At 72.7% G+C, this 11,018-nt stretch carries 8 protein-coding genes, 1 tRNA gene and 1 riboswitch; of the genes, 4 read left to right on the forward strand and 5 right to left on the reverse strand.

Features of this window, described 5'->3' with window-relative positions:
- Nucleotides 1-720, reverse strand: a 720-nt coding sequence (locus tag ABT085_RS37165; RefSeq protein ID WP_502982895.1) for a macrolactam cyclase family protein, incomplete at its 3' end; no start/stop codon positions are given.
- Nucleotides 721-1,477: 757 nt separating this feature from the next.
- Between ABT085_RS37165 and ABT085_RS37170 the strand changes: the two genes are divergently transcribed.
- The 4 genes from ABT085_RS37170 (at nt 1,478) to ABT085_RS37185 (ending at nt 6,762) form a co-directional block, all read left to right on the forward strand.
- Nucleotides 1,478-2,905 (forward strand): NsdA family TPR-like regulatory protein, encoded by a 1,428-nt coding sequence (locus tag ABT085_RS37170; protein WP_351618511.1) that lies wholly within the window; start codon nt 1,478-1,480, stop codon nt 2,903-2,905.
- Between the two features lie 52 nt (nt 2,906-2,957).
- Nucleotides 2,958-4,277 (forward strand): L-2-hydroxyglutarate dehydrogenase, encoded by a 1,320-nt coding sequence (lhgD, locus tag ABT085_RS37175; protein WP_502982896.1) that lies wholly within the window; start codon nt 2,958-2,960, stop codon nt 4,275-4,277.
- Nucleotides 4,278-4,489: 212 nt separating this feature from the next.
- The gene (gene trmB, locus ABT085_RS37180) at nt 4,490-5,350 is read left to right on the forward strand and encodes a tRNA (guanosine(46)-N7)-methyltransferase TrmB (protein WP_351618514.1); all 861 of its coding nucleotides are present in this window, start codon (nt 4,490-4,492) and stop codon (nt 5,348-5,350) included.
- 95 nt (nt 5,351-5,445) lie between these two features.
- Complete coding sequence (locus ABT085_RS37185) at nt 5,446-6,762, forward strand: PrsW family intramembrane metalloprotease (protein ID WP_351618518.1); 1,317 nt, start codon at nt 5,446-5,448, stop codon at nt 6,760-6,762.
- 34 nt (nt 6,763-6,796) lie between these two features.
- Here ABT085_RS37185 and ABT085_RS37190 read toward each other — a convergent pair whose 3' ends face one another.
- The 4 genes from ABT085_RS37190 to ABT085_RS37205 form a co-directional block, all read right to left on the reverse strand.
- Nucleotides 6,797-7,741, reverse strand: a complete 945-nt coding sequence (locus ABT085_RS37190) for an aldo/keto reductase (RefSeq protein WP_351618522.1) — start codon at nt 7,739-7,741, stop codon at nt 6,797-6,799.
- Nucleotides 7,742-7,939: 198 nt separating this feature from the next.
- Nucleotides 7,940-8,968, reverse strand: coding sequence for a M23 family metallopeptidase (locus tag ABT085_RS37195; protein WP_351618524.1), 1,029 nt, complete (start codon nt 8,966-8,968; stop codon nt 7,940-7,942).
- Between the two features lie 10 nt (nt 8,969-8,978).
- Nucleotides 8,979-9,135, reverse strand: a riboswitch (cyclic di-AMP (ydaO/yuaA leader).
- 256 nt (nt 9,136-9,391) lie between these two features.
- Nucleotides 9,392-10,756: a PP2C family protein-serine/threonine phosphatase gene (locus ABT085_RS37200; RefSeq protein ID WP_351618527.1), complete on the reverse strand. Its 1,365-nt coding sequence runs from the start codon at nt 10,754-10,756 to the stop codon at nt 9,392-9,394.
- Between the two features lie 185 nt (nt 10,757-10,941).
- Nucleotides 10,942-11,015, reverse strand: a tRNA-Met gene (locus tag ABT085_RS37205).
- Nucleotides 11,016-11,018: the final 3 nt, after the last annotated feature.

Consider the following 11,018-nt stretch of genomic DNA (forward strand, 5'->3'; position numbering starts at 1 on the left):
GCCGGGGACGTGGCGGGGGGCGTCGATGCGGGTCCGTTCGGCCTCGTCGTGGGCGACGCGGACCGCGTCGACGGCGCGGTCCGGGTCGACCGGGGGCGCGGCCACGGCGAGGGAGGCGACGGGTTCGTAGCCCGCGATCTCGCGTGCTCCGGCACGCAGGATCAGCGCGTGCCCGGGTGGGATGCGCCGGACACCGGCGTAGGGGGTGGAGTCGTCCAGGGCGGCGGGGACGTCGGGGGCGGCCAGCAGGGCGGCGAGATGTCCGAAGTCGAGGTTGGCCTCGATGAGGTCGGCGAGCGGCAGTGCGGCCGTGGCGTACGCGGTGCCGTTCGCCCACGGGGTGTAGAACACCGGCCGGGCGCCCGCGAGATCGCCGCAGACGGTGACCCGGCGGCCGACCTGGACGACGGCCGTGTAGCTGCCCGGCCAGGCCGTCAGATGGCGAAGTGCCCCTCCGCGCGCGGTGAGCAGGCCGAGCCGCAGTTCCTCGTCGCTCGCGCCGCAGATGCCGAGGACCGCGATCCGGGTCTGGGCGTCGGCCTGGAGCGTGCGGACCTCGTCCGGGCGCCAGTCGCCGACCGCCCACAGCGGATCGGGGTCGCCCCACAGGAGTTGGGAGCCCACCGGGTGCACGGTCTCGCCGTCGTATCCGGTGGCGCCCGCGGAGCCGATTCCGGCGGTCCCCGCGGCGGTGCTGCTCCATCCCACCAACCACCGCATGGACGCCTCCACAGGCTGTGGACAACCAGTGCACCGCACGAACGGTTCACATGCTGCCACGAAGAGCGCGTCACGGAGAGGCGACGGAGCCGCTTATGGGCAGGGGAATGCGCCCCCGCACCGGTGTCCGCACGCTCGGAACACCCGTACGCGGTACGGCATCCGCGCTGTGGCGGCGATGCGTCGTCGCCGTGTCCACCGCGCTTCCCCGGCGCCTCCACGCCGACATCTGCGACGCGAATGCGCCCCCTGCACGCTCCCTAAAAACACCCCGCGCGCCGTCAATTTCCATGGTGAGAGCGGAAATGGCCTGCCGGGCGCCGGGTCGATTTTCAGCCAAATAACGAATGGGCCACGGGTGTTGGAGCGCGATCGCACACGCTCCGTACAGGCCCCGCCCACCGTCGGCGGCCGCGCAGCCCGGGAGGCGGAGCTCGCCTCCCGGACCGTTCCGCCGCCCGCGGGGATGAAGGCGGCGGTGTCCCCCAGCCCACTGGATCCAGTACAGCGGGCCGACCCACGCACGACCCATGGAACCGCTCCCGCGATGGCCGGAGAAGAGCGCACGGACAGGCGCACGGCCACACAACGGGAGCACGCCGCAACGGTGCGTACAGGGCCCGTACTTCAGTGCGGACCACAATCCCGCCATCCGGAAGAATGCCCCTTAACGCTTGGGATGCGGCGAACTACGCTGGGTTTACGAATGCCGCATGGTTATGCCAGCGCGGCAGCCGTCTGTGTCGAGGGGTGGCGCATGTCCAGGGAGCAACGCGGGCCGAACGAAAAACTCGGCACCGTTCTCGCCCTCGCGGGAATCAGCAACGCAGGACTCGCGCGTCGCGTCAACGATCTTGGCGCCCAACGCGGGTTGACTCTTCGCTACGACAAGACGTCGGTGGCGCGCTGGGTGTCGAAGGGCATGGTGCCGCAGGGCGCCGCGCCGCACCTGATCGCGGCCGCCATCGGGCAGAAGCTCGGCCGCCCGGTGCCGCTGCACGAGATCGGTCTGGCCGACGCCGACCCCGCACCCGAGGTGGGTCTCGCCTTCCCCCGGGACGTCGGGCAGGCGGTGCGGTCCGCGACCGAGCTCTACCGTCTCGACCTCGCGGGGCGCCGGGCCGGCTCCGGCGGCATCTGGCAGTCGCTGGCGGGCTCGTTCGCGGTGAGCGCGTACGCGACGCCCGCCTCCCGGTGGCTGATAACCCCGGCCGACAGCTCGGTCGCGCGCGAGGTGAACCCTGCCGAGGGGACCGGCGCACCGCTCAAAGTCGGCCACAGCGACGTGCAGAAGCTGCGGGAGGCCGCGGAGGACGCCAGGCGCTGGGACTCCAAGTACGGAGGCGGCGACTGGCGTTCGTCGATGGTGCCGGAGTGCCTGCGGGTGGAGGCGGCACCGCTGCTGCTCGGCTCGTACTCCGACGAGGTCGGCAGGGCGCTGTTCGGGGCGAGTGCCGAGCTCACCCGGCTCGCCGGGTGGATGGCCTTCGACACGGGCCAGCAGGAGGCCGCGCAGCGCTACTACATCCAGGCCCTGCGCCTGGCCCGGGCGGCCGCGGACGTCCCCCTCGGGGGCTATGTCCTGGCCTCCATGTCCCTCCAGGCGACCTACCGGGGCTTCGGCGACGAGGGCGTCGACCTCGCGCAGGCCGCGCTGGAGCGCAACCGGGGCCTGGCCACCGCCCGGACCATGAGCTTCTTCCGGCTGGTCGAGGCACGCGCGCACGCGCGCGCCGGGGACGCCCAGGCGGCCGGCACGGCGCTGAAGGCGGCCGAGAGCTGGCTGGAGCGCTCCCGGGACGGCGACAACGACCCGTCCTGGCTGGGCTTCTACTCCTATGACCGCTTCGCCGCCGACGCGGCCGAGTGCTACCGCGACCTGAAGGCGCCGCGCCAGGTACGCCGTTTCACCGAGCAGGCGCTGTCGAAGCCGACGGAGGAGTTCGTGCGCTCGCACGGCCTGCGCCTGGTCGTCTCGGCCGTAGCCGAGCTGGAGTCGGGCAACCTCGACGCGGCGTGCGAGCAGGGCGTGCGGGCGGTGGAGGTCGCCGGGCGCATCTCCTCGGCGCGCACCACCGAGTACGTGAAGGACCTGCTGCACCGGCTGGAGCCGTACGGCGACGAACCACGTGTGGTCGAGCTGCGCGAGCGGGCGCGGCCGCTGCTGATGATGGCTCCGGCCTGAGTCCGCGACACACGCGGCGCCTGCCGGGTTTGAGGGCGTTGTCAGTGGCGCAGTGCACTATCGGAGCCGGGAGGTGGTGCAGGTGCGGGAGATCGCCCACGACGGTCACGGCGAGTACGGCGAATATGGCGAGTACGGCGGTCACAGCGAGCACGCCGGTCCCGGCAGGTACGGCGGGTACGACTGCGACGTGCTCGTGATCGGCGGCGGGATCGTCGGGCTGTCGACGGCATACGCGATCACGCGTGCCGCGCCGGGCACCCGGGTGACGGTGCTGGAGAAGGAGCCGGGCCCGGCTCGGCACCAGACCGGGCGCAACAGCGGTGTCGTCCACAGCGGGATCTACTACCGGCCCGGCTCCCTCAAGGCCCGGTACGCGGTGCGCGGCGCCGCCGAGATGATCAAGTTCTGCGCGGAGTACGGCATCGCGCACGCGGTGACCGGAAAGCTGATCGTCGCCACCGGCCGCGAGGAACTCCCCCGGCTGCACGCACTCGTCCAGCGCGGCCGGGAGAACGGCATCCCGGTAAGGGAACTGGGCGCCGCCCAGATCATGGAGTACGAGCCCGAGGTGCGGGGTCTTGCCGCCATCCACGTCGGCACGACGGGCGTGTGCGACTTCGCGGCGGTCGCCCGCCGGCTGGCCGAGGCCTCCGGAGCGGAGATCCGCTACGGGGCACAGGCCGTACGGATCGACCGGCGGCCGGAGCGGGGCGTCGCCGTGCGGACCGCGCGCGGGGACATCGTGCGCGGGCGGGTGCTGGTCAACTGCGCCGGGCTGCACTGCGACGAGGTGGCGCGGCTGACCGGGGACGAGCCCGAGGTGCGGATCGTGCCGTTCCGGGGCGAGTACTACGAGCTGGCGCGGCCGGAGATGGTGCGCGGGCTGGTCTATCCGGTGCCCGATCCGACGTTCCCGTTCCTCGGGGTGCACCTCACCCGCGGGATCGACAGGGAGGTCCACGTCGGACCCAATGCGGTGCCGGCGCTGGCCCGCGAGGGGTACGGCTGGGGGGTCGTACGCCCTCGGGACCTGGCCGGTACGGCGGCCTGGCCCGGAACCTGGCGGATGGGCCGGCGGCACTGGCGGTACGGGATGGGCGAGCTGCACAGATCGGTGTCCAAGCGGGCGTTCGTGCAGGCGGTGCGCAGGCTGCTGCCGGAGGTGACCGAGCGGGATCTCGTGCGGGCGGCGCCGGGGGTGCGGGCCCAGGCCGTGCTGCGGGACGGGACGCTGGTGGACGACTTCCTGATCCGGGAGGGCGCGCGGGCCGTGCATGTGCTGAACGCGCCCTCGCCGGCGGCGACGGCCTCGCTGCCGATCGGACGGGAGGTGGCCCGCAGGGCGCTGACCGTACTGGGCTCGGCATGAGGACGGGATCCACGACGGCGGGGACGGCCGCCCCAGGAGCCACCGCGACCGGGAAGACCGCCACGACCGGGCGGGCGGTCACGGCAAGGCGGGTGGTCACGGCCGGGAAGACCGCCGTGATCAGGAAGACGGTCACGGCCAGGAGGGCGATCCCGGCCAGGAGGGCGGTCACGGCCGGGGCTGTCGGCGGGCGCCGTAAAATCGACTCCACTGTGTCTGAGCTGAACACCTCCCCCGAAGCGCCCCGGTCCGCCCCCGACGCACATCGGCACCGGTCCGGCACCGATGTGCCCGACCGGCCCGCCCGGCCGAAGGGAGAGCCCCGCTTTCCCGACGGCCCGCAGGCCGATCCCGCCGGATCGCACTTCGAGCGGCGGATCCGCAGCTTCCAGCCGCGGCGCAGCCGGGTGACCACGGGACAGGCGGACGCGTTGCAGCGGCTGTGGTCCCGGTGGGGGCTCGACATCGACGGGCAGCGCGTCGTCGACCTCGGCGAGCTGTTCGGCAACGGCAACCCGGTGGTGCTGGAGATCGGCTTCGGGATGGGCGAGGCGACCGCGCAGATGGCCGCCGCCGACCCGGACACCAACGTGCTCGGCGTGGACGTGCACACCCCGGGCCAGGGCAACCTGCTCAACCTCGCCGACCACCACGGGCTGTCCAACGTCCGGGTGGCCAACGGGGACGCCATCATCCTGCTGCGCGAGATGCTCGCCCCCGACTCCCTCGCCGGGCTGCGCGTCTACTTCCCCGACCCGTGGCCCAAGAAGCGCCACCACAAGCGACGGCTGATCCAGCCGGAGTTCCTCGACCTCGCCGCGACCCGGCTGCGGCCCGGCGCGCTCGTGCACTGCGCCACCGACTGGGAGCCGTACGCCGAGCAGATGCTCGACGTGCTCGACGCGCACCCGGACTTCGAGAACACCCGTGCCGAGGGCGGTTTCTCGCCCCGTCCCGCGTTCCGGCCCGTGACCCGTTTCGAGGGCCAGGGACTGGACAAGGGACATGTCGTGAACGATCTGCTCTTCCGTCGCGTACAGCACCGCGAACCGCAGGAGCAGCGGCCGCTGTAACCGCGGCGGCCGTGGTGGACATGGCCGTCCGGGCCGCCGGGCCGGCGGCACAAAAGGAACAGCAAGACCAGCCCTCCCTCGTTAGGGTCAATGCCGTGGCGACCGTTCCCCCTTATCCGACGCACCCCTTCGGCCCCGCCGGAGGCGGGGTCCGGCACCCACGCTGGTGGCAGCGCACAGGGGTGCGGTACGGCGCCGTGATCACGTTGCTGGCGCTCTCCGGGCTCGTCATCCTGGCGCTGGTGCGCCGCCAGACCGGCACCGAGGGATTCCTGGTCGGGCTCGGACTCGCGGTCCTGCCGGTGCCGTTGCTCGTCACCGCCTTCCGCTGGCTGGACCGGGTCCAGCCGGGCCCCTGGCGCAATCTGCTGTTCGCCTTCGCCTGGGGCGCCTGTGCCGCGGCGCTGATAGCGATCGTCGCCAACAGCTTCGCGACGGAGTGGATAGCGACGGCGACGGCCGATCCGTCGGGCGCCGACACCCTCGGCGCGACCGTGATAGCGCCCGTGGTCGAGGAGTCCGCCAAGGCCGCCGCCGTGCTGCTCGTCTTCCTCTTCCGCCGAAGGGACTTCACCGGCATCGTCGACGGGGTCGTCATAGCCGGGGTGACCGCGACCGGCTTCGCGTTCACCGAGAACATCCTCTATCTCGGCACCGCCTTCGGCACCGACCAGCTCAGCGGGGACCGGGGCATCGCCTCCGTCACCGCGGCGACCTTCTTCGTCCGCGTCATCATGTCGCCGTTCGCGCACCCCCTGTTCACCGTCCTCACCGGCATCGGCTTCGGCCTCGCCGCGCTGTGCACGGACCGGCAGCGCGTGCGCCGGGTGCTGCTGCCGCCGGGCGGACTGCTGCTCGCGATGGGCATGCACGCGTTCTGGAACGGCTCCGCGACCTTCGGCGAGTACGGGTTCTTCGCCGTGTACGGGCTGTTCATGGTCCCCGCGTTCGGCCTGCTGACCTGGCTGGTGATCTGGACCCGGCAGCGCGAACTGCGGTCCGTGTACGAGGAGTTGCCCGCGTACGTCGCCGCGGGCTGGCTGACCCCTGCCGAGCCGTACGCGCTCGGCTCGATGCGGGCCCGGCGGCTGGCCCGCGAGTACGCCGGGCACCACCTCGGCAAGCCGGCCGAGCGGACGGTGGCGCAGTACGAGACGTACGCGACCTCGCTCGCGGCCCTGCGGCGCAAGGGTCGCCGGGGCCGGGCCGGCAGCGACTTCGTCGTGCGGGAGCGGGAGCTGCTGCACGAGCTGTGGCAGCGCCGGGAGGTGGCGCGGCCCGCGCTGGACTACGCAGCGCGGGCGACGGCCCCGCCGGTGCCGGTGATGATGCCGGCGCCTGCCCCGGTGGCCTGGCCGGCGTACGGATATCCGGCGGCCGCGTACCCCGCCTACAACCCGTACCGGTCGTAGCCCCGGCGCGTCCGGGGAAGACGGCCGGGCCGGATCAGGCCGATGCCTCGGTGAGGCGGGCGAGCTCCGGCTCCGTCAGCTCCAGCTCCGCGACCCCGAGCAGGGCCGGCAGCTGCTCCACCGTCCGCGCGGAGGCGATCGGGGCCAGCACCGTCGGCCGGGCGGCGAGCCAGGCCAGGGCGACGGTGGCGGCCGCGACGTCATGGGCGCCCGCGATCTCGTCGAGGGCGGCGAGGACCGCGCGGCCGCGGTCGGTCTCCAGGTGCTTGGCGGCGCCGGTGGCCCGTGCGCTGTCGACCGTCGTACCCGGGCGGTACTTGCCCGTGAGGAATCCGGAGGCGAGGGCGTAGTAGGGGACGGCCGCGAGCCCGGACCCGGCCGCGACGTCCTGGAGCTCTCCCTCGTAGGTCTCGCGCGAGACCAGGTTGTAGTGGGGCTGGAGGGCCACGTACCGGGCCAGGCCCTCGCGGTCGGAGAACTCCAGGGACTCGCGCAGCCGCTCGGGGGAGATGTTGGAGGCGCCGATCTGGCGCACCTTGCCCGCCCGCACCAGCTCGTCGAGCGCGCCGATGATCTCCTCGACCGGCACCTCGGGCTTGTCGAAGTGGGTGTAGTAGAGGTCGATGTGGTCGGTGCCGAGGCGGCGCAGCGAGGCGTCGGCGGCGGCCTTGATGTTGGCGGCGGTCAGACCGGGGAAGTCGGGGTGCTGGCTGACCTTGGTGGCGATGACGACGTCGGCGCGGTTGCCGCGGGCCCTGACCCAGTTGCCGATGATCGTCTCGGACTCGCCGCCCTGGTTGCCGTCGGCCCAGGCCGAGTAGGCGTCCGCGGTGTCGATGAAGTTGCCGCCCGCGGCCGCGTAGGCGTCGAGCACGGCGAAGGAGTGGTCCTCGTCGGCGGTCCAGCCGAAGACGTTGCCGCCGAGGGCGAGCGGGAAGACCTCGAGGTCGGAGGAACCGAGCTTGCGAAGAGAAGTCATGCTCAATGTCAACGCCCGGCCCGGAAGGCGATATTCCGTACGGCCGCCGTCCGGCGCTCCCACCGCTTCCGTGAACCGTGGCCCGTGACCGCCCACGGCCCGTGACCCGTGGCCGGGCAGCAAAAAACCGGCAGTCCTGGCGTCGGGGGGATGTCGCCAGGACTGCCGGAGGTCAGATGACGCGGGGGGCCCTGTACGTCAGGGGGTGAGTCCCTTGCCGCGCAGCCAGGCCATCGGGTCGATCCCGTCCGCGCTGCCGCCCGGGTGGACCTCCAGGTGCAGGTGCGGACCGGTGACGTTGCCGGTGGCGCCGACCCGGCCGATGACATCGCCGGTGGCGACCTTCTGCCCGACGCTGACGCTGATCGAGGACTGGTGGCAGAACCACAGCTCGGTGCCGTCGTCGAGGGTGAGGATCGTGCGGTAGCCGTAGGAGCCGGCCCAGCCCGCCTCGGTGATCGTGCCGCTGTGGATCGCCTTGATGAGCGTTCCGGTGGGCGCGGCGAAGTCGAGGCCCGTGTGGTACCCGGAGGACCACATGGAGCCGGCCTCGCCGAAGGTCGAGGTGATCGTGTACGAGGAGGTCGGCAGCGTGTACTGCTTGGCGAGCTCGGCCAGGCGCTCGGCCTCGGCCTTCTTCGCGGCCTCCTCCTCCGCCTTCTTCTTGGCGGCTTCGGCCTTCTGCTTGGCCTCCTGCTCCGCCTTGGCGGCCGCGTCGCTGGCGGCCTTCTCGGCAGCGGCGGCGGCCTTGGCCTCGACCTGGGTCTGCTGCTGCTCGGCCTGGGCCATGATCCGGCTGCGCAGCGCCTCACCGGCGTCGGTGGTGCCCTGGGCGGTCTCGGCGGTGGTCACGCCTATGCCGCTGAGCGGGGCCGCGACGTCCTGGGCGGTCTCGGCGGGCTTCTCGTCCGACAGCAGGGAGCCGACGGAGGGAAGATCGGGCAGGGAGATGGAGACCGGGGGCTTGCCGGTGTTGGCGCTGGCCATTCCGCCGCCGGCGACGGCGGCTATGACACCGACACCCAGGACGGTGGAGCTGCGGGCGAGTCCCCCGCCACGCTGCTTGGCGACACGATGCTTGCCGCGCGGGGGGCGAACGGTCTCCGCGGTGGGATTCCACTCCTCCCACGGACCCTCGTCGGCGCGGTAGCTGCCGAAGCCGAAAGCCTCGGCGTCGGGCTGGCTCGGCACGAACGGGGCCTCAGGGGCAGGCGGGTTGGACGCCACGTGGGCGCGCTCCTTCCTTCCTTCTCGCCTACCGGGTTAGCTGACGGGTTCGGAGCAGGAAGGTCTCCTACGCGCGTATACCGCCTGTCACTGACAGTGGTGGCCGTGCGATTCACCCCAGGGTGTTGGTTCCCCGGTTCCCTTGCGGGATTCGGCGCGTGCGCACGGAGCCGCCTTGTGACGGCTGGGACAACCGCGCTGCGTTATCGAACGTTAATGGGCACGGGGGCGGGATTCCAAGCCGTTCTGCTTGATCAATAACATTTTTGGCCAGGACTTAAGGCGATGACCGGCGAAAATCGGGCGAGTTGGCCCTTGCGCGAGACGCGGGGGCAACGCCTCAGGAGTCACCCGGGTTTTGATGGTGACTCAGATGTTATGCGCAGGGGGGTCGTTCGATCACTCCGGGTGACGGAGGCGTGGTCAGGGCCGCCGCACGGCGAGCAGGGCCATGTCGTCCGTCAGCCCTCCCCCGCAGTGCCGGTGCACATCCCGCGCGAGAGCGGCGAGCAACTCCTCGGGGTCGCGGAAGGAGCGGCCGGCGAGCCGCTCCTCGGGGTCGTAGAACCGGCCTTGGGTGTCGCGCGCCTCGGAGACGCCGTCGGTGTGCAGGAGCAGGGTGGCGCCCCTGGGGAACCGGGTCTCCTCCGCGCGGTCGGGCCGGCCGGCCAGCTCGCCCATGCCGAGCGGCAGAGCCGGCTCGTGGGCGGGCAGGGGGCGCACGGTGCCGTCCGGGTGCAGCAGCAGCGGCGGCGGGTGCCCGCGGTTGAGGATCCGTACCGTCTCGTCCCCGTGCGGAAGTTCGGCGAGTACGGCGGTGGTGAAGCCCTCGAAGGCGTCGGGCCCGTCGCGCCGGGTGCCCTCGCGCGCCAGCGCCCGCTCCAGCCGCTGCGCGACCGCCTCCAGGGTCGCCTCCTGCTCGGCGGCCTCCCGGAAGGCCCCGATGACCACGGCCACCGCCGACACCGCCCCCATGCCCTTGCCCCGTACGTCCCCGACGACCAGCCGCACGCCGCGCGGGGTGTCCTGCACGGCGTAGAGGTCGCCGCCGATGAAGGCGTCGGCCTGGGCGGCCTCGTAGCGGGCGGCGACGTCGTAGCCGCCGATCCGGGCGGCGGGCTCGGGCAGCACCGCGCGCTGGGCGGCCTCGGCGATCCCGCGGGCGCTGGCGAGGCGCTGGTCGCCGCGGCGCACGACACGGTTGATGACCGCGGCCATCACGGCGACCGTGGCCACGGTGACGATCTCGGTGACCGCGTCGGCGTCCGGGATCCGGGTGGACCGGGCGTGCACGGCGTACGCCCCGGCCACGGCCGCCACCCCCGTGACGGCGGTGCCGAGGAAGGAGTACAGCGGGGCCGCCACCAGCGGGGCGGCCGTGAAGAGGGGCGCCCCGGTGAAGCCGCGGGGCGTGCAGATGCCGTAGACGGCCCCGCCGACGGCCATCAGCGCGGGAAGCACCCTGAGGAGTGACCGCAGGAGACAGATCCGCCGTTCGTCGCCGGTGGCGTCGGCGGACACGGAGGACCTGGACGGTACGGAGGATGCAGGGGCCGCGGATGCGTCGGGCGAGGCGGGCACGGCGGCTGCCCGCTCGCCGGGGCCTGGGTCCGGGCCTGGGCCGGGGTCCGGCCCCGACACCGGTCCGGGATCCGGGGCGGGGTCGGGCGAGAGGCGGCCGCCCTCGCGTGCGTACGGGACGAGGTGGTCGTCCGCGGCCGTGCCGGGCCCCTCGGCCGCGCCTGGTTCCTCGTGCGGCCCCTCACCCGTCAGGTCACCAGAGCGCACCACTCGTCTCCCGCCGTCTCCAGCCACGAAGGTCCAGATTCGCCGGAGTCGGCGCGCAGGGCGAGCGATGTTGGGCCGACCGGATGACGGCGGCGGCGAAAACGGCTCCGCGGGAACGCCGGGAGCCGTGGTGAAAACACTCAGGGCCGGAATCCGTGAACTGGATTCCGGCCCTGAGTCTTCAGTAGCGGGGACAGGATTTGAACCTGCGACCTCTGGGTTATGAGCCCAGCGAGCTACCGAGCTGCTCCACCCCGCGTCG

It is taken from the genome of Streptomyces sp. NPDC002265 (assembly GCF_040296125.1).
GTDB lineage: Bacteria > Actinomycetota > Actinomycetes > Streptomycetales > Streptomycetaceae > Streptomyces.

What these genes read in the sequence shown, in the direction of transcription:
- ABT085_RS37170 (WP_351618511.1), top strand. Translation starts at nt 1,478, where the DNA reads ATGTCCAGGGAGCAACGCGGGCCGAACGAAAAACTCGGCACCGTTCTC.
- ABT085_RS37190 (WP_351618522.1), bottom strand. Translation starts at nt 7,741, where the DNA reads ATGACTTCTCTTCGCAAGCTCGGTTCCTCCGACCTCGAGGTCTTCCCG.